The 21,751-nt window shown below is 67.0% G+C and carries 20 protein-coding genes; 6 read left to right on the top strand and 14 right to left on the bottom strand.

Annotation, left to right across the window (positions count from 1 at the left end; genetic code table 11):
• Positions 1–114: 114 nt before the first annotated feature.
• Positions 115–714: a MerR family transcriptional regulator gene (locus ACX80U_RS18070; protein WP_459269421.1), complete on the bottom strand. Its 600-nt coding sequence runs from the start codon at positions 712–714 to the stop codon at positions 115–117.
• Between ACX80U_RS18070 and ACX80U_RS18065 the strand changes: the two genes are divergently transcribed.
• The gene (locus tag ACX80U_RS18065) at positions 704–1,057 is read left to right on the top strand and encodes a DUF2306 domain-containing protein (protein WP_459269420.1); all 354 of its coding nucleotides are present in this window, start codon (positions 704–706) and stop codon (positions 1,055–1,057) included. The two genes, ACX80U_RS18070 and ACX80U_RS18065, sit on opposite strands and share 11 nt — an antisense overlap.
• Here the strand turns inward: ACX80U_RS18065 and ACX80U_RS18060 are convergent.
• From ACX80U_RS18060 to ACX80U_RS18030, 7 genes are all read right to left on the bottom strand, one after another.
• A complete protein-coding gene (locus tag ACX80U_RS18060) occupies positions 1,054–2,721 on the bottom strand; it encodes a formate--tetrahydrofolate ligase (protein WP_133079998.1) in 1,668 nt (555 codons plus the stop codon). The two genes, ACX80U_RS18065 and ACX80U_RS18060, sit on opposite strands and share 4 nt — an antisense overlap.
• Before the next feature lie 26 nt (positions 2,722–2,747).
• Positions 2,748–3,518: a phosphatase gene (locus ACX80U_RS18055; RefSeq protein ID WP_459269419.1), complete on the bottom strand. Its 771-nt coding sequence runs from the start codon at positions 3,516–3,518 to the stop codon at positions 2,748–2,750.
• 32 nt (positions 3,519–3,550) lie between these two features.
• Positions 3,551–4,798, bottom strand: a complete 1,248-nt coding sequence (gene mshA / locus ACX80U_RS18050) for a D-inositol-3-phosphate glycosyltransferase (RefSeq protein WP_133080000.1) — start codon at positions 4,796–4,798, stop codon at positions 3,551–3,553.
• Between the two features lie 358 nt (positions 4,799–5,156).
• The gene (locus ACX80U_RS18045) at positions 5,157–5,279 is read right to left on the bottom strand and encodes a hypothetical protein (protein ID WP_279628568.1); all 123 of its coding nucleotides are present in this window, start codon (positions 5,277–5,279) and stop codon (positions 5,157–5,159) included.
• Between the two features lie 326 nt (positions 5,280–5,605).
• Positions 5,606–5,761, bottom strand: a complete 156-nt coding sequence (locus ACX80U_RS18040; protein WP_208738988.1) for a hypothetical protein — start codon at positions 5,759–5,761, stop codon at positions 5,606–5,608.
• Between the two features lie 119 nt (positions 5,762–5,880).
• Complete coding sequence (locus tag ACX80U_RS18035) at positions 5,881–6,531, bottom strand: histidine phosphatase family protein (protein ID WP_244185830.1); 651 nt, start codon at positions 6,529–6,531, stop codon at positions 5,881–5,883.
• Positions 6,528–7,973, bottom strand: coding sequence for a CCA tRNA nucleotidyltransferase (locus tag ACX80U_RS18030; RefSeq protein ID WP_459269418.1), 1,446 nt, complete (start codon positions 7,971–7,973; stop codon positions 6,528–6,530). The genes ACX80U_RS18035 and ACX80U_RS18030 overlap by 4 nt, the downstream gene beginning before the upstream one ends.
• A 182-nt stretch (positions 7,974–8,155) precedes the next feature.
• Between ACX80U_RS18030 and ACX80U_RS18025 the strand changes: the two genes are divergently transcribed.
• The 5 genes from ACX80U_RS18025 to trxA all read left to right on the top strand — a co-directional run bounded on the left by ACX80U_RS18025 (position 8,156) and on the right by trxA (position 13,618).
• Entirely contained in the window at positions 8,156–8,635 is a 480-nt protein-coding gene (locus tag ACX80U_RS18025; protein WP_244186091.1) for an NUDIX hydrolase, read from the top strand.
• A gap of 60 nt (positions 8,636–8,695) precedes the next feature.
• The gene (gene murJ, locus ACX80U_RS18020) at positions 8,696–10,423 is read left to right on the top strand and encodes a murein biosynthesis integral membrane protein MurJ (protein WP_459269417.1); all 1,728 of its coding nucleotides are present in this window, start codon (positions 8,696–8,698) and stop codon (positions 10,421–10,423) included.
• A 75-nt stretch (positions 10,424–10,498) separates the two neighbouring features.
• Positions 10,499–12,046, top strand: coding sequence for an ABC transporter substrate-binding protein (locus tag ACX80U_RS18015; protein ID WP_459269416.1), 1,548 nt, complete (start codon positions 10,499–10,501; stop codon positions 12,044–12,046).
• 227 nt (positions 12,047–12,273) lie between these two features.
• Positions 12,274–13,266, top strand: a complete 993-nt coding sequence (trxB, locus tag ACX80U_RS18010; protein ID WP_459269427.1) for a thioredoxin-disulfide reductase — start codon at positions 12,274–12,276, stop codon at positions 13,264–13,266.
• Between the two features lie 25 nt (positions 13,267–13,291).
• Complete coding sequence (gene trxA / locus ACX80U_RS18005) at positions 13,292–13,618, top strand: thioredoxin (RefSeq protein WP_133080005.1); 327 nt, start codon at positions 13,292–13,294, stop codon at positions 13,616–13,618.
• 2,782 nt (positions 13,619–16,400) lie between these two features.
• Here trxA and ACX80U_RS18000 read toward each other — a convergent pair.
• From ACX80U_RS18000 to yidD, 6 genes are all read right to left on the bottom strand, one after another.
• Positions 16,401–17,693 carry a ParB/RepB/Spo0J family partition protein gene (locus tag ACX80U_RS18000; protein WP_459269426.1) on the bottom strand — a complete coding sequence of 431 codons (1,293 nt, stop codon included), beginning with the start codon at positions 17,691–17,693 and terminating at the stop codon, positions 16,401–16,403.
• Between the two features lie 334 nt (positions 17,694–18,027).
• The gene (locus ACX80U_RS17995; protein WP_459269425.1) at positions 18,028–18,906 is read right to left on the bottom strand and encodes a ParA family protein; all 879 of its coding nucleotides are present in this window, start codon (positions 18,904–18,906) and stop codon (positions 18,028–18,030) included.
• Positions 18,907–19,202: 296 nt separating this feature from the next.
• A complete protein-coding gene (gene rsmG, locus ACX80U_RS17990) occupies positions 19,203–19,874 on the bottom strand; it encodes a 16S rRNA (guanine(527)-N(7))-methyltransferase RsmG (protein ID WP_459269415.1) in 672 nt (223 codons plus the stop codon).
• On the bottom strand, positions 19,867–20,448 hold the full coding sequence (locus ACX80U_RS17985) for a Jag family protein (protein WP_208740260.1): 582 nt from the start codon (positions 20,446–20,448) through the stop codon (positions 19,867–19,869). Before ACX80U_RS17985 ends, rsmG begins: the two co-directional genes overlap by 8 nt.
• Entirely contained in the window at positions 20,445–21,407 is a 963-nt protein-coding gene (gene yidC / locus ACX80U_RS17980) for a membrane protein insertase YidC (RefSeq protein ID WP_133080008.1), read from the bottom strand. Before yidC ends, ACX80U_RS17985 begins: the two co-directional genes overlap by 4 nt.
• A 14-nt stretch (positions 21,408–21,421) precedes the next feature.
• Positions 21,422–21,730, bottom strand: a complete 309-nt coding sequence (gene yidD, locus ACX80U_RS17975) for a membrane protein insertion efficiency factor YidD (protein WP_459269424.1) — start codon at positions 21,728–21,730, stop codon at positions 21,422–21,424.
• Positions 21,731–21,751: the final 21 nt, after the last annotated feature.

Raw genomic sequence — 21,751 nt, 5'->3', positions numbered from 1 at the left:
CCCCCACGAGTGAAAATCGAACCGGAGAGCAGGAACGGGGGGAGGGACGGGCTCCCCTTGTCCCCCCCGGCCCTGCTCATCCGGCCCTACCTGTCGGGCCCTTCCTGTCGGGCCCTACTCATCCGGCCCTTGCTGCGGCAGGTACCGCCGGATCGCATGGCTCGCCTGCGCCAGGGCGACCAGTTCCAGGATGAGCTGGTGATGCATGTGCATGCCGATGGCTGCCGTCAGGATCATGCCCTCCAGGTCGTCCTGCGCCGCGGTGAACAACAGCTGTGCATCGGCGATGCCATCCGCCGCGCGCCCGTACGCTGCCAGCACGTCGACGTCGGGGCCGAGACCCACGGCATTCATGGCGGCGACGTGCTCGTCGACGGCGAGACGGGCGTCGCTCTGTTCGTGCGGCCAGCCCATCGCGCGCACGAGGGCGTCGACCTTCGGTGATCGCTCGCCCCGCCGGCCGCCGAGGCCCAGGACCACCGACTGCACTGTTGAGAGCAGCGCCAGGCGCTGCGTGTCCGAGGCGCCCGCCCCGGCTGCGGCGCCCAGGATCCGCCGGATGTCCTCGAGCCCCAACCCGACCGTGGAGCGCAGCCCCTGGATCAGCTGCAGCCGGCGGACGTGCCTCTCCCCGTAGTCGGCCCGGGTGGGGTTGATGGCCTCGCCTGCCTCGAGGAGCCCCGACCGGAGGTAGAACTTGATGGTGGCGGGCATCAGCAGCTTCGGGATCGTGTCCGACGGGCACTTCAGCTGGCGGCACGGACTCTCCGCCTTCACCACGGTGACGGTCAGCCTGGGCATCGCCGCGGCGGTGAGGGGCAACGTCCTGGGGCACCTGCTGAACATGGTGGGCAGCTCCTTCGGCCTGCTCGTCGCGTTCGTCTTCGCGGCCGCTGTCCCGTCCCGGGCGATCCCCCGCCTGCTGGTCGGCGATCCGTCGACCGCGTGGCTGGTCGCCGCGGTCGTGGCCGGCAGCGTGGCGGCCCTGTACCTCGCCGTGAGGCCGCGACGGCGTCGCCCCGCGCTCCGTGTCGGGCGCGTCCGTGTCCCGTCCTAGAACAGGCCGACGGCGTTCCCCTCGCCGTCCACGTCCATCCGCAGCGCGGCCGGCTCCCTCGGCAGCCCGGGCATGGTCATGACGGACCCCGTCAGGGCGACGATGAAGCCGGCTCCCGTCTTGGGGATGAGATCCCGGACATGCACGGTGAAGCCCTTCGGTGCTCCGAGGAGGCTCACGTCGTCGGAGAACGAGTACTGGGTCTTCGCCATGCACACCGGCAGACCGGACCAGCCGTTGGCCTCGATCTCCTTGAGGCGCCGTAGCGCCGGGACCGAGAAATCGACGCCGTCGCCCCCGTAGATCTCCTGCACGATCGTGCGGATCTTGTCCTCGACGGAGAGTTCGAGGGGGTACAGGTGCGAGAAGCTCACGGGACGTCGGAGCGCATCGAGGACCTTGGCCGCGAGCTCGTCGCCGCCGGGCCCGCCGCCGCCCTGCCCCCACACGTCCGCGACGGCGGCCTCGATGCCCTCGCCCGCACACCATGCCAGCAGCCAGTCGAGCTCCTCCTGGGCGTCGGTGGCGAACCTGTTGACCGCCACGACGGGCGGGATGCCGAACTTCTCGATGTTGCGGACGTGCCGGAGGAGATTCGCGGTGCCCGCCTGGAGGGCATCCACGTCCGGCTCCCCGAGGTCCTCCTTCGCGACCCCGCCGTGCATCTTGAGCGCGCGGATCGTCGCGACGATCACGACGGCGTCGGGGGCCAGGTCGGCCGCACGCGCCTTGATGTCCAGGAACTTCTCGGCGCCGAGATCGGCGCCGAAGCCGGCCTCCGTCACGACGATGTCCGCCAGGCGCCGGGCCGTCCGCGTGGCGATGACGGAATTGCAGCCGTGGGCTATGTTCGCGAACGGACCGCCGTGGACGAATGCCGGCGTTCCCGCGATGGTCTGGACGAGGTTCGGCTTGATGGCGTCCTTCAGCAGCAGCGCCAGCGCGCCCTCCACCTGCAGCTCGCGGACGGTCAGCGGCGTACGGTCGTAGGTGTAGCCGAAGGTGATGTTGCCGAGTCTCTCCTTCAGGTCCTCGAGGTCCCGGGCCAGGCAGAAGACGGCCATGATCTCCGAGGCCACCGTGATGTCGAAGCCGTCCTGACGCGGCGTGCCCTGGGCGGGCCCGCCGAGGCCGATGACCACCTCCCGGAGCGCCCTGTCGTTGACGTCCAGGACGCGCTTGAAGGTGATGCGCCGGGGATCGATGCCGAGTTCGTTGCCCTGGTGGATGTGGTTGTCGATCAGCGCGGCGAGCGCGTTGTTCGCCGAGGTGATCGCGTGGAAGTCGCCGGTGAAGTGCAGGTTGATCTCGTCCATCGGCAGCACCTGGGAGTACCCGCCTCCCGTGGCTCCGCCCTTCATGCCGAGCACCGGACCGAGGGACGGCTCCCGCAGGGCGATCATCACGCGCTGCCCGGCGCGGGCGAGGGAGTCCGCGAGGCCCACGGTACAGGTGGATTTGCCCTCGCCGGCAGGCGTGGGGCTCATGGCACTGACCAGGACCACCCTGCCGGGTGTACGACCGTCGTCCGGCAGCAGGCGCGGATCGATCTTGGCCTTGTAGCGGCCGTGGAATTCGAGCGCCTCCCGCGGGATCCCGGCGGCATCCGCGATGTCCTCGATGGGCCGGATCGAGGCAGCCCGGGCGATCTCAAGATCGGTCATGGGGAAAACCTATCAGCGGTTGCGGATCAGGCCGGGGGCAACCCGGCACGTTCCAGGACGTAGGCGATGAGTGGTTCGTACAGCCCGGGCCATAGGTTGTCGTCGAGCGGGACGGCGACCTCCACCTGGCCCTGGGCTTCCGAGACGAAGAGCCCGGGGTCGTTGCAGTCGGCGAATCCGATGGTCGGCAGCCCCGCACTGGCGGAGTGTCCCGCCCACCCGTGATCGGCCACCACGAGGTCCGGCGGCTCGAGCCCCTCCGTGGCGAGCGTATCGAGGCTCAGCCGCATGGGTTCCGGGAAGTGCGTGTGCATGAGTCCGCCGTGCTGATGCCAGACGAGGACGCCGAAGACCTGGCGGATGTCCCCGGCTCCGAAGCGTCGCCCCTCCGGTACGCGGACCACCGTGGCACCGGCCGCCGCGGCGGAACGGGCGAAGGCCGCGTGGACGGGCAGCAGGCCTGCGGGGTGGCCGGTGGCGAAGAGGATCCGTTCGCCGCGGTGCGCGGAGGAACCGAGGCGGTCCGCGAACCGGTCGAGCGCCGCGACGCATCTGGCGGCATCGATGGTGTCCTGGCCTTCGGTGTGGGCTGGATCCCCGCTCGTGCCGACGCGCTCGTGCATGAGGTCGAAGACCTCGTCGAACGACCAGGGTCGCGTGCGGGTGACGCCGAACTCGAGGTGCTCGTTCCCCTCGAGGAAGAGGCGCATGTGCTTCAGGTTGTCCTGCCGCGGAGTGGCCACCTTGCCGGTGATACGAACGGAATCGAGGTATTCGGCGAGTTCGGTGGGGTTCACCCGTCCATCCTAGGCGCCGCGGGAGGCGTGCTTCAGCGCGCGGTGGCCGCGGGGAAACGCTCGACGGCGGTGCGGTAGCTCTGTGCCGTCAGCAGCGCCGTGCGCTGCCAGCCGAAGGCGAGGGCGTGCATGGCGGCTCCGCGTCCGAGCGTCGCGCGCAGCTCCGCGTCGTCGTGCAGGCGTTCCAGGGCGGCCGCCCACGCGGTCGCGGAGTGCCCGTCGACGAGGAGGCCGCTCCGGCCGTCGCTGACGGCCTGGGGCAGGCCGCCGACATTGGCGGCGACCACCGGGGTGCCGCACGCCTGGGCCTCGAGCGCCACGAGTCCGAAGGACTCGCTGAAGGACGGCATCACCACGGCATCCGCGGACCGGAACCACTGGGCGAGGTGGGCTGCCGTCACTGGCGGGTAGAGGCGGATGTCATCGGTGAGGCCGGCGCCGTCGATGAGGGGCTGGAGCTTGAGGGCTTCGGAGCCGCTGCCCGAGCCGAGGATGCTCACCGCCAGGGGGATGTCCGGCCGCCGACGGCGGAGTTCGGCGGCTGCCGCCACCAGGACCTGGGGTCCCTTGAGTTTCTGGATCCGCCCTGCGAAGACCACGTGGAACTGATCCGGCGGGAAGGCGAGGGCCGTGCGCGCAGCGTCCCGGTCGCCAGGGTGGAAGGTCGACAGGTCGACGCCGGGGGCGACGACGTCGACCCGGTCGCGGGTGGCGCCGTACAGGGAGACCAGTTCGGCGGCCTCGGTCCTCGTGTTGGCGATGAGCCGGGCGGCGCCGGTGACGATGTCCTGTTCCCCGGCGATCCGCTCGGCCGGCTCCGGTGAGCTGATCGCCTTCATGTGCAGGTTCTTGACCTTGGCCATGGTGTGCATGCTGTGCACGAGCGGCAGGTTCATCTCCCTGCTGAGCGTGAGTCCCACGGTTCCGGAGACCCAGTAGTGGGAGTGCAGGACGTCGAAGTGGCCGTCGGCGAGCAGCCCGGCGACATCCGTGATCGCATCGGCGAACGTGGTCTTCAGCCCTGGCAGCGCCTCCTTGGGGATGCGGTGGCGTGGACCGGCATCGAGGTGGTGCACCACCACGCCGTCTCCGAGGATCTCGCGGCGCGGCCGCCCCTCACCGGCTTCCCGCGTGAAGATCTCGACCTCGATGCCTACCCTGGCGAGTTCGAGCGCCGTGCTGCGGACATAGACGTTCATGCCGCCCGCGTCGCCCGCGCCGGGTTGCTCGAGCGGGGAGGTGTGCAGGGACAGCATGGCCACGCGCCGGACGCCGGACACACCCTCTCCTTTCCGACCGGTTGTGGGGAAGGACCGGTCGAGTGACCCTCATGACCCTATAACGCCCTGTCAGCGCGCCCCATTCCGCTCGCGCCGCCCTCCGGCACACTGCGGATACGGGATGGAGGAGGCGGAAGCCCACGCTGGACAGTGCGGGCTTCCGCCTCCGCTCGGGAGAGACACTCCGAAGGTCCTGTCTCCTCGGGACGGCCGGGTTCGGACGGCAGGGTTCGGACGGCCGGGTTCGGACGGCAGGGTTCGGACGGCAGGGTTCGGACGGCCGAGCACTGGCAGCACGCCGGGATCGCTGTGGTGACCGCCGGCAGGGCATCGCTTCCGACCGGCTGTCCACCGCCGGTCACTTGATGTACATGGTGTGCTGGGGCAGCGTGAGGCGGTGGGAGGAGTCCCAGGCTCCGCCCGACCGGTCCGGCCAGATTCGCCCCCAGAGCGAGGTCCTGTTCCGCCATCTCCTCAGCATGCGTCGCACCTCCTTCCTCCGCTGGAAGCCGGGCACGGGATCGGCAGTCGTACCCGGCAGCTCCGGACAGGCCAGCGGCGTCAGTGATCCGCTCAGAATGAATTCGCCCCGGCCGGGACGAATTGTTCCTCCGGGTCCGGGTATTGCGTTCGTATCGGGTGAATGGGCAGGGGGTAGCGGTGAATTGGGCATGACGGACCTTCGATAGGTGAAAGGGGCAGGGAATTGCCGATAAAGGGCGCTGCCGGGAAAGGAGACACGAGGAAGCCGCGCACGGGTGCGGGGATGATGCTGGACCAGCCGGCTACTGCCGGTGCGCCGACTTCCTAGTGCGTACGGCGAACGAAGGCGGGATTGGCGCTGCGGGCAAAGGCTCCGCTGAGCATGGTGTTCACAATCTCCACCTCCATTTCATCGAGTGCATTGACGGTCGCGTGGCCCGGGCGTCCCTCGTCGATCGAGTCGGGAAGGCCCAATGGCACGTGAGTAAAGGTACCCCATGAAATGCACTGCGGCATAGACCTTTTCGTGAATTGATCGGACAATTCACGAAAAGGTGGGAGAAGGGGGCGTTCCGATGGCGTCCGCGGGTCGCTGGGGGCTAGAGATTCCAGTGCACGATCGCGGGTGTGCGCTTGTCCCAGCCGAGCGCACAGACCGCGGCGGTCCCCAGGACGAAGTGCCGTCCCTCGATACCGCCGAACTGCAGCCATCGGGCCGCGACGATCCGCAGGAAGTGACCGTGTGCCACGAGCAGCGCGTTCTCGACGGGCTTCGCCGCGGGCTCCCTGTCCGCCGGGGTCCCGCAGCCTGCCTGGACCCTGGCGATGACACTGTCGGCCCGCTCGGACACCTGGTCGAGCGTCTCCCCGTTGGGGACGCCGTCGTTCCAGATCAGGTAGCCGGGGTTCTCCTCGCGGACCACCGCACTGTTCCGCCCCTCGTTGTCGCCGTAGTCCCACTCGTGGGCGAAGGGCAGGACTTCCGCGTCCGGGAAGCCGGCCAGCTCCGCCGTCCGGACGGCCCGTTGCAGGGGTGACGTCACCACGAGATCGAAGTCGATGCCCTGGAGGTGTTCGCGCGCGGCGAGCGCCTGTTCCTCGCCGTGCGGCGTCAGCGGGAGGTCGGTCAGGCCCGTGTACCGGCCGTCCCTGGACCACTCCGTCTCGCCGTGCCGCAGCAGCCACAACCTGGGGAGGGGGGTTCCCGCCGGAGTCAGGTCCGGTGCTGCCGCGCCTGTCATGGGCTTCATGCTTCGCTCTCCTGGGATTCGGGCTGCTCGCTCCACCACTGGCGGAGCTTGGCTTCGGCTGCTGCCGGGTCGTGGGGTCCGTGCTCCATCCGCTCCTCGAGGAGGAACCGGTAGGCGCGGCCCACGACGGGCCCCGGGCGGATGCCCAGGAGTGCCATGATCTGTTCGCCGTCGAGGTCCGGCCTGATCGACGCCAGTTCCTCCTGCTCGGCGAGCGCGGCGATCCTGGTCTCGAGATCGTCGTAGGCGAACGCGAGCCGCTCGGCCTTGCGCCGGTTCCGCGTGGTGACGTCGGAGCGGGTCAGGCGGTGCAACCGCTCGAGGAGGGGGCCGGCATCGCTCACGTACCGCCGTACAGCGGAGTCGCTCCAGCCCGCTTCCCCGTAGCCGTAGAAGCGCATGTGCAGCTCCACCAGGCGGGCGACGGCCTTGATCGTGTCGTTGTCGAACCTCAGTGCTCTGAGCCTCTTGGAGGCGAGCTTCGCGCCGACGGCGTCGTGATGACGGAAACTCACCGCCCCTCCGGGTTCGAACTTCCGCGTCGCGGGCTTCCCGATGTCGTGGAGGAGCGCGGCGAAGCGCAGCACGACGTCCGGTGCCGGCACGGGCCCGTCGTCGCCCGTCTCGAGGGCGCAGGCCTGCCGCAGCACCGTCAGCGAGTGCTGGTAGACGTCCTTGTGGCGGTGGTGTTCGTCCGTCTCGAGGCGGAGCGCGGAGACCTCCGGCAGCACGTGGTCGGCAAGCCCCGAGTCCACCATCAGGTCGATCCCGGCGTCCGGCGTCTTGCCCTGCATGAGCTTGACCAGTTCATCGCGCACGCGCTCGGCGGAGATGATCGAGATCCGTTCGGCCATGGACCCCATCGCCTCGGACACCTCGGGGGCCACGCTGACGCCCAGCTGGGAGACGAAGCGCGCGGCGCGCATCATGCGCAGGGGATCGTCCGAGAACGACGACGACGGCGTGCCGGGAGTGCGCAGCAGGCCCGCGTGCAGGTCCCGGACGCCGCCGAACGGATCGACGAGCTCGAGGGACGGCAGCCTCAGGGCCATGGCATTGATCGTGAAGTCGCGGCGCAGCAGGTCGTCCTCGAGGCTCGTCCCGAAGGCCACCGACGGGTTCCGGGACGAGGGGTCGTAGGCCTCCGCGCGGTACGTGGTGATCTCGATCTGGTGGCCGCCCCTGCGCAGTCCGATCGTGCCGAAGGCGCGGCCGATCTCCCAGTAGGCGTCGGCCCACCGCTTGATCACGGCGAGGGTCTGGTCGGGGTCGGCGCTCGTGGTGAAGTCGAGGTCGGGCGACGCCCTGCCGAGGAACAGGTCCCGCACCGGGCCGCCGACCAGTGAGAGTTCATGACCCGCGGCCTCGAAGAGTTCGCCGACCTCGAGGACCACGGGAGGGAGGGGTGCGGTGAGGGTCGAGGTGTCCAGCAGGTGCGCCATAGTCCCTTAAGGGTGCCAGATCAGCCCCCGTTTCCCACACCTCGCACCGACCCGTACCGATGCTGTACGGGCGGGCGCGCAACGCGTCGCGCCGTCATCGAGGCTCCTTAAAGATCGTTAGAGTGGTCTGCATGGACCGACCCGTTCCAAGTGCTCCCAAGCGCACCCCGCTGACTGTGTCAATGGGAACCACGGGTATGCCTGCCGTGCAGCACCAGCTGCCGACGGTGGAGGAGGTGTCCGCCGGCGGGATCGTCGTCGACACCACGAAGGAATCGCTCGACGTCGCCATCATCGCCCGGCTGAACCGCGGAGGCCGGCTCGAGTGGTGCCTCCCGAAGGGCCACCCGGAGGGCCTGGAGAACAGTGAAGAGGCCGCCGTGCGGGAGATCGCGGAGGAGACCGGCATCGAGGGCAGGATCGTCTCCGCCCTCGGGAGCATCGACTACTGGTTCACGGTCAGCGGGCACCGCGTGCACAAGACGGTCCACCACTTCCTGCTGATCGCCACGGGCGGCTACCTGACCATCGAGAACGACCCCGACCACGAGGCCGTCGACGTCGCGTGGGTCCCCCTGCAGGAACTCGGCCGTCGCCTCTCCTTCCCGAACGAGCGGCGCATCGCCGACCTCGCCCGCGAGGTACTCCCCGAGCACCTCTGAGCGTCCGCTCTCCGCTGCGGCGCGCGCCGTCGTCCTCCCATCGGTGAGACGATGGGAACGATGTCTGAAACGAACACAGCCTCGATCCCCCTGCAGGACGCCGGGCAGCCCGCCCGCGACGACCCCTCGGCCCCCCGGAGCGGCTCCATGGCCCGCTCGAGCGCGATCATGGCTGCCGGGACCCTCGTCTCGCGGATCCTCGGCCTCGTCCGCGTTGCGCTCCTCGCCACGGCGATCGGCGCGTCCGGCCAGGTGTCGGACCTCTTCACCTCGGCCAACAACCTGCCGAACTTCATCTACCTGATGCTCGCCGGCGGCGTGTTCAATGCCGTCCTGGTGCCGCAGATCATCCGTGCCAGCAGGCAGCCGGATCGGGGCGCGGACTACGTCAGCCGGCTGCTCACCCTCGCCGCGGCAGCGTTGCTCGTGCTCACGGTGCTCGTCACGCTCGCGGCACCGGTCATCGTCGGTCTGACGACGAGCGTCACGGGCGCCAATCTCGCCCTCACCACGGCCTTCGCCTACTGGTGCCTGCCGCAGATCTTCTTCTACGGCATGTACGCGGTGACCGGGCAGATCCTCAACGCCAACGGGTCCTTCGGTCCCTACATGTGGGCGCCCGTCGTCAACAATGTGGTCTCCATCGCCTTCCTCGCGGTCTTCATCGTGCTGATGGGGAGCGAGCAGTCGGAACGGCACAGCCCCGACACGTGGACCTCGGCGCAGACGCTGCTGCTCGCCGGTGGGACGACGCTCGGCATCGTCATCCAGGCCCTCGTGCTCTTCCTGCCCCTGAAACGCCTTCGGCTCGGCCTGCGCCCGAAGTTCGGCATCCGCGGAACGGGTCTCGGCCGGACGGGCAGGCTCGCGTCGGTCACCATCATCACGATGCTCGTGGGGAACGGGCTCTACCTCGTGAACCAGCGCGTCGCGACCATCGCCTCCGAAGCACGCCCGCGGCTCCTCGCACAGGATCCACCCGTGCAGATCGCGGGCCTGACCAACCTCGAGTTCGGCGCGATGGTGTACCAGCTGCCGCACTCCGTCATCGCGCTGTCCCTGGCGACGGTCATGTTCAACCAGCTGTCCTCGGCGCATGCCGACAACAACCTGGCCGCCGTCCGCGCCACCTTGTCCCAGGGGCTGCGCATCATCGGCGTCGCGACCGTCTTCGGTGCCGCAGCACTGCTCGCGTTCGCAGGACCCCTCGGGATGCTGTTCAGCGAGTCGGCGGAGAGCGCCGCCACCAACGGCGTCATCATCGCGCTCCTCGCCGTGGGGGCCCCGTTCCTCAGCGCCAACTTCTTCCTCAACCGGGTGTTCTACGCGAGCGAGGACGTTCGGACGCCGCTCAAGATCCAGCTGATCCTGTCCGTCGTCGGCGTCGTGCTCGCCCTGGCGGCGGGCATGTTCAATCCCCGCCTCATCGTGCCCATGCTCGCCGTCGCCTACTCGCTCGGCAACGCGATCGCCGTCGTGGTCAGTCATGTCTTCCTGACCCGGGCGATCGGACCGTACGGCGCCGGACACGTCTTCGATGTGCACGTGCGCCTCGTGATCGCCGGGATCGTCGCCGCGCTGGCGGGCACGGCCGTGTCCTGGGCGTTCGGCGGGTACGACGCCGGCGGATTCGTCTGGCAGTCGAAACAGAACGCCGTCGTCGTGCTCGCGATGGGTGGGATCGTCCTGTCCGTGGTCTATCTGGCCATGCTCAGGCTGCTCCGGATCACCGAACTCAGCCAGATCCTGGGGCCGCTGCTGGCGCGGTTCCGCCGGAGCGGCGCCTGACGCGGCAGCCCGGGAATGGCCTGGCAGACCGGTAGCATGGTGAGAAATCAGCCAGGGTCTTGCCGGGAGGAACACGTGCCAGAAGCAGTCGACGTCGGTTCAGTGCTGGGCGGCCGCTACAAGGTGACGGCCTACGTGCTGGCATCCGCCGAGAAGGACCTCGTGCTCGACGGCGTCGACCAGGTGCTCAACCGACCGGTCAGCATCCTCGTCGCGTCGGCCGGCAACGCGTCCCAGGTCGCCACGAGTGCCCGCGAGCTGGCGTCCGGCGACAGGAACGACAACATCCAGGTGCTCGACCTCGGTATCACCGAGTCCGGTACCTATCTGGTGACGAACCGCGCCTCGGCGCCCGACATGCTGGACCTGATCGTGCAGCAGGACGCTCCCGCGCAGGAAGCACCCTACGTCGAGCCGTTCTTCACCGACACGCTCGGTTCGGAGATCTTCGGCGGGCCGCGGTCCAGCGAGCCGGAGACCGACGACGACGACCACTACGAGGACTACGACGACGTCCGGCAGCACCGGAAGTCGCGCCTCTCGGGGCTGACGCGGCGCTTCGGGCGGCAGGGCGCCGATGATGCGTCGTACGACGACGCATCGGACCAGCCTTCCGACGCCACCGAACCTGCTCCTGAGCGGCAGGCCACCTCCCACCTCGTCCCTCCGCCGCCCACCCAGCGTCCTACGGGTGCGTCGGCAGCGCCCTCCGTGGTCCGGGCCGAGCCGCGCGATGATCGCGACGACACCGGCCCCCAGCGGGCGGGAGCTGCAGCCGGTGCTGCGGCCGGTGCCATCGGGGTCGGTGCAGCGGGGGCGGCCGCCGCTGCGGCGTCCCCGCAGTCCGGGCGGGCCGCGTCGCGCTTCCCGTTGTCCGCCTTCGACGACGACGACGTCGACGGCCCCGAGGGGACCGACGGCGACGGAACCGATGATGACGACAACGACGGGGGCGGACGCAGGTTCACCCGCGTCCTCGTCGGGGTGGTCCTCGCGGTCGCCCTGGTGGTCGCTGTCGTCCTCGCGGTCACCCAGCTCGGATCCATCTCCGGCGGGACCGACCTCGCGGACGATCCGACCGACCAGGCGACGAGCGTCCCCGCCTCCGACGATCCCGTGGAGACGCCGACTGCCACCGCCGAACCCACGCAGGAGGCCGTCACGCCCGTCATCACCGGCATCACCCGTGTGGTCCCGGACAACCAGGCACTCGATGCGGCGAACGACGCCACCCTGCCGTTGATCATCGACGACAATCCTGCAACCTTCTGGGGCAACCAGGTGTACGCGAGTGACACCTTCGGTGGCCTCGCCACGAGCCTCGCGCTGGTGGTGCAGCTCGAGCAGGAATCGACCATCTCCGAGGTGTCCATCGCACAGCTCAACGGAGCGGGTGGCAGTTTCTCCGTCCTCGTGAACGACCGGCCGACGCTGGATGGTGCCGAGCAGATCGCCCAGGGCAGCTTCACCGCGCCGACCGTGACCCTTCCGATCCCGGACCGTGCGGACGGGCCACGGACGGCGAGCTACGCGATCATCAACTTCACCCGGCTGCCGAGGCTCTCCAACATCCAGGCGCAGTACCCCTTCGGCCTGCGGATCGCGGAGATCAGCGTCCGCTGACTCGGGCCGGACCCGAATGCCCGGAGGGCGCTGTCGGCGGTGCCACACCGTGCTCCCGCGGTGGAATAATCGTCCGGAGGGTTCCGTTGAGGGAAGTGTCCGCAGATGAGGCCGGTCCGGCCGGATCAGCGAACCAGAAGACAGAAAGGTCTTTCGAGAACGTGACAACGCAAACCGATGTCCAGCTGGACACGCCCACCGCAGACAGCTCAGGCAGTGAGCCGAAGATCCACGACGTCATCATCGTCGGATCGGGTCCTTCGGGCTACACCGCAGCGGTCTACACCGCACGCGCCAACCTGAAGCCGGTCATGATCGCGAGTTCGGTCAAGGCCGGTGGTGAGCTGATGAACACCACCGACGTCGAGAACTTCCCGGGCTTCCCGGAAGGCGTCATGGGGCCGGAGCTGATGGAACAGTTCGAGAAGCAGGCACGCCGGTTCGGCACCGAGATCCTCTTCGAGGACGTCGTGTCCGCAGACCTCTCAGGTGACATCAAGAAGCTGACCATCGCGACGGGTGAGGAATTCCTCGCGCGTGCCGTCATCATCTCGACCGGTTCCGAATACCGCGAGATCGGGCTGGACGACGAGAAGCGCCTGTCCGGGCACGGCGTCAGCTGGTGTGCGACCTGCGACGGGTTCTTCTTCCGCGACCAGGACATCGCCGTCGTCGGCGGCGGCGACTCCGCCATGGAGGAGGCTCTCTTCCTCACGAAGTTCGCCCGCTCCGTCACCGTCATCCACCGCCGTGACACGTTGCGCGCGTCCAAGATCATGCAGGACCGCGCTTTCGCGCACGAGAAGATCGATTTCCTCTGGAACTCCGAGGTCGTCGGTATCCACGGCGCCGACAAGGTGACCGGCGTCAAGGTGGCCAGCACGGTCGACGGCACCACGAGCGATCTCGCTGTGACCGGCATCTTCGTCGCGATCGGTAACGATCCACGGGTGGACCTCGTGAAGGATCAGCTCGAACTGACCAGCGAGGGCACTATCGCCGTGCAGGGCCGGACGTCGAAGACCTCGCTGCCGGGCGTCTTCGCTGCGGGTGACGTCATCGACCCGACCTACCGTCAGGCCATCACGGCATCCGGCAGCGGCTGTGTTGCTGCCCTCGACGTCGAGCACTACCTGGCGGATACCGTCAGCATGGCGCAGACTGCCGCCCGGGTACCCACCCCGCCGGCAGAAGCAGTCTCCGAATCAGCTTCACTCTGATCGATCAATCACTAGGAGTATCGCAATGAGCAACGCAAAGGATGTGACCGACGCGTCATTCGACGCCGACGTCCTGCAGGCCAGCAAGCCGGTCATCGTCGATTTCTGGGCTGAATGGTGCGGCCCCTGCCGCATGCTCTCGCCCATCCTCGACGACATCGCTGCCGAGCATGCCGAGAAGGTCGACGTGGTGAAGGTGAACGTGGACGACAACCCGGCCATCGCCGCGAAGTACGGCATCACATCGATTCCCGCCGTGTACGTGTTCCAAGGCGGGGAAGTGGCCGCGACGTCGATCGGCGCGAAGCCGAAGCAGGTACTCGAGCAGGAATTCGCAGCCTTCATCAACTGATCGCGTTTTAGAAGAGAGCCCGCCGCATCTGCGGCGGGCCTTTTTCATTGGTACGTACCGTGTGGTCCATGTCCGACAAGGGAGGTACGGGGAACAGGTTCTCGATCAGAGGCTTGGATGTCTCGCAGGGCCTGATTGTCCTTCCCCGGCCTCGATACTGAGCCGTCCGCCCCTCTCCGTCCGAGAACGCGTTTCACGTGAAACAGGGACAGGGCGAGCTGCAGCGGGTTCTCCTCGCAACAGAACACCGACACACCCACGCTGCAGCCTGGCAGCAGGCCGGCGGCAGTTCGCTGGTACTTGTCCTCCGCCGACGTATCGCACGCCACCATGCCCAGGTTGAGGATGATCCCTCGTACAGCATCCCGCTCCGAGCGGTCTCCACAGCGCGCCGCCTGGTCGATGCCAGTGGGGAGGCAACGACCCCCCGGACAATGCCGGAAGCAGCAGGAGAATGGGGGACGGACGGAAACGGCCGCGGGCGGTTCGATCACCACCGCTGGTCCGCATGTAGTGCGTCTGCTCCATCTCTTCCCACTGCCGCTGAACAACCGGAGCGCAAAGCTGCTTGGCGCGCTCATGGCCGATCCAGAAGCCATAGGTACCCTATCGACAACTGCAATCGAACGCGTCAGCAGAGATCGCAGGCCTCCTCACGCAATCATTCTCAGCCGCGATTGTGACGCGGGGCCGAGATCCGGCATTGCTGCCTCCGGTCAGAGCGGCGGTATACCTCTTCGTTTCCCTGATTTCAGACCCTTTTCAGGACACCCCGCACGAGCGCCCAGCACCACGCCACAGATGCCGTCGCCAGACGGAGATCAGCGGGCCGGCGACCATCGCTGAAGATGGCCCCGCGTCCGTCCGAGCATCCACTGCCGTAAGCCGTCGAGGGCTGCTGCAGCTACTGGTCTACTCGCCGGAGCATTCCGAGATCGAGGTAGCCCTGGGCATCGGAGCTGGCAATGGTGTGCATTGAAGTGACACCCGCAGCAAGGGATGTACTGTCGCGCCTGCGAAACCACCGCCAACCGGAAGAACCGGAACCCTCTGTTCTGCTGCTGGTCTCTGGGGGACATGCCGATCAACGGCTTCTTCCCCTCGTGGACCGTGCAGTGTCGCAAGCATCGTGCTGCCTACGCAAGTGAGCGACCTGTACCGCGTCAGCGTTAGGTCGAACATGACTTCCGATGAGGGCGAACAAGCAGTAGAAGCATTGCGCTGTTTCACGTGAAACGATGACAGGAGAGTAGGCATCGCTCCTTCAATCAAGGTGCTGCAGTAGCCGCTGCAGCCGCGATCCGCGGCGAGGATCATCTGCTTGAAGGTAGAGACGACGAATTCCCAGGGTCCTCCATCGATATGAACGCACCGACCACAAAACCTGGTTACGACTGCGGGCGGGGCCAGATTGCACGGCGCATTCGTCCCGTCGAGCCGCTGAACGCGTCAATGCCGCAGGCTTGCCGACCTCGGAGGGTGCACGGGCGCTCCCGGATGATGACAAAGCCATCGCGCCGGCAGAACGGCGGATGGGTGCGCGACGTCGACAGATCGTTTCAGGTGCCGTGCGCAGCGGGCACTCATCCGCTGAGAACAACTCAACCGCGACCGGACAGGGGTGCCGACGGGAGCCGGTGTCTCACGTTTCACGTGAAACCAGATCGTCCCAAGCAGTCGCGCCCGCTCGTAACCCTCGCAAGCAGGGGATGCTCAGTACCCCCGCAGGAAGCGCTGCGGCACTGGTGGAAGGCCGTTCGGGGTCAGCAAGCGCTCCACACCGCGCTACTACCCTCGCGGAGCTTCACCGCCCGTGTGCGCCCTTGCGGTAGCGTCGATGATGTGACACCACCTGAGCTCTCCTCGAGGTGGAGATCCGCACCTCCCTCGCGCTACCTTTTTGCTGAGCCGGCTTCCACACCCGACTAATGCACCCACCCGATCGCTTCGCCGTTCACCGTCGCGGCCCTCGTGACGCCACCTCGGAGCCGCGTGCGTGTGCTGATACAGCAGCCCACTAAGGATTCAGGGCCCGGGCGCGCGTGATGTTCCGGGACATGTCACGCCGCTCCATGAAGGAGGGCCTTGAGTCGTCGTCGACCTCGGCGCATCGATCACGGCGTCCATGAATGAGCTCTCCGCCGTCCCTGACCAGGGATACAGGACGCCTTGGACAGAAAAGTGCTGAGCGAGGGGTGCCCGGATCAATGTCAGTCGATCCATATCCGCGATGTTCCACGTGAAACGCCTCATCGCAATCCACCCACGGAGCGAGCCGACCACCAGTGTTCTGGCTCGCACTCGCAGGGCAGGTGAAGCCGGGCCGCCACCAGCGACGGGACGCTGGGTCGTTGCGTTCGCCTACGCACCGTTGAACGTCTCGTAGTACGACTGCGCTTGCCTGGTAATGCCGCTCGAACCCTTGCCGGTGCACGCACACCACTCAGGAGACCGGGCAGCCAACTCCATATCCTGCCCGGTACATCCACTGTGACCGCCGTTTCACGTGAAACACGCTGGGCCGGCACGCCTGCGATCTCTTGGTGAGCGTCCTCGAATCCTCCCACTCGCGTACTGACGAGCAGGCGTGAGCACCGGTTCTCCCCCCATCCGCCATCCTCACAGCGGACCGAATCCGGATCGGCCGTAACCGCTCTACCGAACGGCTACTCGGAACTGGCGCCAACTGACACGCGGTGTCGCCGGCTAGAACGTTCCCCGAAAGACAGACGACCCCTGTTTCACGTGAAACAGGGGTCGTCGTGTCGAACGTCTTGTGATCCTACTCGGCCGGAGGCGAGAGCACACCGATGATCCGATTGAGATCGTCGACGCTCGCGAACTCGATGCTGACCCGCCCCTTCTTCGCTCCAAGCGTGATCTTCACATTCGTGTCCAGCCGATCGGACAGGGACGTCGCAAGGTAATCGAGACGCTCATGCCTGGCTCCGTCCCGGGGAGTGGAGGGTTTGGTCGCCCTGCGGAGGCCCCCACTGAGCGCGACGATCTCCTCGGTGGACCGGACCGAAAGGCCTTCCGCCACGATGCGCTGGGCGAGCTTTTCCATGTCGGCTGGATCTCCCAAGCCGAGGAGTGCCCGAGCATGCCCGGCAGACAGCACCCCCGCAGCTACTCGCCGCTGTACAAGCGGTGGCAGCTTCATCAGGCGCAGGGTGTTGGAGATCTGCGGTCGCGACCGACCCAGGCGCCCGGCCAGTTCATCGTGGGAACAACCGAAGTCATCCAGCAACTGCTGGTATGCAGCAGCTTCCTCCAGCGGGTTCAGGGCACTACGATGCAGATTCTCGAGCAGCGCATCCCTGAGCAGATCGTCATCCAACGTGGATCGGATGATCGCCGGAATGCTCTCCATGCCGGCTTCCCGGGATGCGCGCCAACGACGCTCTCCCATGACCAGCTCGTACGAGGTGGTGCCGCCTTCCTGCGAAGGACGAACGACGACCGGCTGGAGGACCCCGATCTCGCGGATCGAGTGCACGAGTTCGGCCAGCTCGTCCTCATTGAACTCTACGCGGGGCTGCTTCCTGTTCGGATGGATGCTGTCGAGCGGGAGCTCGGCGAAGGTGGCACCGGGTACAGCAATCAGCGACGCGTCCGAACCGCCCTGGTCAGGTCGCACCATCGTCACGTTGGAAGAACTGGATCCGGTTTCACGTGGAACGGAACCTGGTGAGGCAGCTGATCTCGTCGCGGAGGCCAGCTCGAGATCTGGAGTCTCCATGTTCTGTGCGGCTCCCGCCGCGCCGTCAGCGGTTGAAGCGTCAGTCCGTGCTGACACCGCAGTGGGCTCTCCCGATGGGCGCGCATCCTCCGCGCGAACATCAGTACCAGCACCGTCGTCTGCCGCGCCCGCAGAGCGCCTTGGTGACTGACCGGGCGCCTGTTCCTGTCCATCCGCGCTGACCGGACTCGGGACGTGTGCAGTGCTCTCATCAGACACCGCAGCCTGCGTCGACGCGGACGGCGACGGCTTCGCCGTGTCAGCGCCTCTTCCGGCCGCGCTCTTGCGCCCCGACGGTGACTTCGCAACGCGCTTCGATTGCGCCTCGAGCATGTTCTTGTTGATGCCACTTCGGAGGGCGGAAGAGTAGGACCGTGGCTGCTCCGCCACGTCCTCCTCGGTCACGCGCTCGAAGAAAAGATCCACGGGTCTGCCCGCTGCTTTGCGCGACCCTTCGGAGGCTGCAGTGGGCACTTCCCGCTCGACCGGAGCATCATGCTCAGGCTGTGCCGGCTCGGTGTCATCCTCGACCGGACCGCTGGGTATGAGCGCCCCGAGCCCTCGGCCCAGGCCACGCCGCTTTTCCGCCATGTCGTTCCTTCCGGACGATGGAGCCCTGCTTCACCGTCACATCGTCGTGGTCCAGTCGGACCGGTACTGCGAACTGCTAGGACCGAGAGGCTATCTCGGCCGCTGCTTCCTGGTAGGAGAGTGCACCACTTGATGAAGGGTCATACGTCATGACCGTCTGCTGATAGCTCGGCGCCTCGGAGATCCGTACCGAACGGGGTACCACGGCCTTGAGGACCTGCTGGGGGAAGTGTTCGCGCACCTCGGCCGCAACCTGCGCAGCGAGGTTCGTGCGCCCGTCGTACATCGTGAGCAGGATCGTCGAGACGGAGAGTTCAGCGTTGAGATGCTTCTGGATCATCTCGATGTTCTTGAGCAGCTGGCTCAGACCCTCGAGCGCGTAGTACTCGCACTGGATCGGGATCAGCACCTCCTTCGCTGCGACGAAGGCGTTGACCGTGAGGAGACCGAGACTCGGAGGGCAATCGATGAAGACGAAGTCGAGGCGAGGCTCGCCCCTGCGTTCGCGCTCCTTCGCGTAGACATCGATCGCACGCCTGAGGCGCTGCTCCCGAGCCACGAGGGACACGAGTTCGATCTCGGCACCGGCAAGGTGGATCGTGGCAGGCGCACAGATCAGGTTCGGCACATCCGGGCAGGGCGCGACGACATCGGCGAGCGGGACATCGTCGATCAGGACGTCGTAGATGGAGTCCACATCAGCGTGATGGTCGATATTGAGGGCGGTCGAAGCATTGCCCTGCGGATCGATGTCGATCACGAGGACCTGCAGACCAGCGGTAGCAAGCGCCGCCGCGATATTGACTGTCGTCGTCGTCTTGCCCACACCGCCCTTCTGGTTGCTGATGGTCATGATGCGCGTGCTCTGCGGCTTGGGGAGCGTCTTGCCCAGCAGCTTCTCGCGACGCTTCGCCTCGCTGGCCAGCTCACGACCCAGGGGCGAGGAATCGTCCATCGACTCGAGGACGCTCTTACCCTTGCCGGGCTTCTTCGTTTGCGTCGCATCGGACAGCACGGCCGTGGTTTCACGTGGAACAACACCAGTGTTCGCGGGGTCCGCAAACACTTCGGGTTGTATTTCACGTAGCCCACCAGCGAGTGCGAACCCGGGCGGCAGGAGGGTTTCGGACTTCTTCGCGGGGGCGTCCTTGATGGTCACTCAGTAACTCACTTCCACATGCCAGACGTCGTTATCTACAAGGGTAGCCGGAAGCACGCGGCCCGACGCGACATCAGCACCGGGGCAGGCCTTCAGGGGATGCGGACGGGAATACGAACCACGGTCGTGGGCTCTGCGAGTACCTCGGCCCCTGCCACGAGTACCTCGGCCGGACCCCCGCCGAGCTTCCGGATGATCTTCCGGGCCTTCTCGATCTCCTCGCCGGCACTTCGGCCCTTGATCGCGAGGACTTCCCCTCCCGGCCTGGCCAGAGGGATGGTCCAGCCCGCGAGGGTGCTGAGGGCCGAGACCGCTCGTGCCGTCACATAGTCCCCCGACAGCCGGCCCACCACCTGTTCCGCGCGAGCCCGATGGACGGTGACGTTCGGCAGGGAGAGATCCCCGACGACCTCGTTCAACCAGGTCACCCGGCGTTCCAGTGGCTCGACCAGGTGGAGCTCGAGGTCGGGCCGGGCGATGGCGATCGCGAGACCTGGAAGACCGGCACCGCTACCGACGTCGACCACGGTGGCACCGGAATCCATCAGATCCGCGACCACCGCACAGTTGAGCACGTGCCGCCCCCAGAGTCGGGGAACCTCCCTGGGACCCAGCAGGCCACGTACGATGCCTGAGGTGGAGAGGTGCCTGACGAACCCGCGGGCGAGACCGAGTTGCGCACCGAACACGATCGTCGCAGCCGCGAGTTCGTCGACGGACGGATCCGGGGCCCCGGCGACCGGAGTGGGGGAAGGATCAGTCATCACTGGGCGAAACGACGATGTGCCGGGCCTGACCCTCACCCTCGGATTCACTCACGAGACCGAGGTCGGCCACGACGTCGTGGACGATCTTCCGCTCGTAGGCCGACATGGGAGGCAGAGCGACGTCGTCGCCCGTCTCCTTGACCTTGTCCACCGCGTCCTGAGCGATGCGGGCCAATTCGCCGCCGCGCTGGTTCCGGTAGCCGTCGACGTCCAGAACGAGCCGTGACCGCGAGTCCGTCGCCGTGAGGACACTCAGTCGGGTGAGTTCCTGCAGTGCCTCGAGCACTTCACCGTCACGACCGACGAGGCTGCTCAGCCCGGCGTCGGACTTGTCCTCCGACACGATCGAGATGTAGGTGCGGCCGTTGCGCACCTCGATGTCGATGTCGCCGTCGATGTCCGCGATATCGAGGAGCTCCTCGAGGTAGTCGGCCGCGACGTCGCCCTCTTCGTCCAGCCTGGACGCCTTCGTGCCGCCCGCTGCCTCGACGTCGTCGGCGGATGCCTCGACGTCATCACCCGACTCCGGGCCGCTCAGCTCGGGTGTCTGCTCTTCGTTGTCTACCGTCATCGCTTCTTCCTCTTCTTGCGCTGGGGCTGGACACGCTGCACCCGGGCCTCTGGCACCGCTTCGACTACTTCCTCGGTCTTCCGCTCACCGAGGAGGGGAACCATGGGCAGACCCTTCTTCGCCCGGCGGTCGGCAAGTGCCTTCGCCGCCGGCGATCCGGGGGTCGGCATCCTGCGGATGACGTAGAACTGCTGCGCCATGGTCCACACGTTCGTCGTGGTCCAGTAGACGAGGACGCCGAGCGGGAAGTTGATGCCGCCGACTCCGAACACCAGCGGGAGGATGTACAGCATGATCTTCTGCTGACGCATGAACGGGCTCTGCATGGCCTCTTCGGACATGTTCTTCGCCATGATCTGCTTCTGCGTGATGAACTGCGATGCCGTCATCGCGATGATCATGAGGAGCGACAGGATGATGACGCTGATGTTCCCGTCGGCGCCGAAACTGCCGAGGAACGTCGAGGAGAGGGGAGCACCGAAAATCGTCGCGTTGTCGAACTGGCGGACCGATTCGGGTGACAGGGCACCGATGGTCGTACCCTCGGCGCTTGCCCGGGAGATGCCGTTGAGCACCGTGAAGAGTGCGAAGAAGAAGGGCATCTGGATGAGGATCGGCAGGCAGGCCGCGAACGGATTGGTCCCGTGCTTCTTGTACAGGGCCATCTGCTCCTGCGTCATCGCCTGACGTGAGAGCTGATCCGTCTTGCCCTTGTACTTCTGCTGCAGCTTCCGCAGGTCCGGCTGCAGGGCCTGCATACCGCGCTGGGCCTTGATCTGCTTGACGAAGACGGGGATGAGCGCGGCGCGGATGACGACGACGAGGCCGACGATCGACAGGACCCAGGTCCAGCCGGAAGCAGGGTCCATCCCGAGGAACGTGAAGCCCTCGTGGAACATGAACATGATCCACGACACGAGCCACCTGAACGGCGCCAGGATCGTCTCAAAAAAACCCATAATCAGTTAGCTCCTCAAGCCGCGGAACGGCTTTCGTCATCGGCCGGGATCACCGGATGGTTCAACACAACAATCGAGGGGACCTTCCCTGGCGGGAAGGTCCTGGAACCTGCAGGGACGTGGTCGACCCCGCCGTCGTTCCAGGGGTGGCAATGCATCAGCCGTCGGCCGGCGAGCCATGTGCCGCGCATGAACCCGTGCACGGTCACGGCCTCCAGCGCATAGGCGGAGCAACTGGGATAGAACCGGCACACGGGGCCGTACAGCGGAGACACGACCTTCCGGTACGCGATCAGGAACCCGATCGCTGCCAGGCGCGGCATCCCGACGAGGAAGGCCAGCAC

This window comes from Arthrobacter sp. TmT3-37, assembly GCF_054510835.1.
Note: the sequence above shows the minus strand (reverse complement) of the source record. Positions and strands in the feature narration are given on the sequence as shown.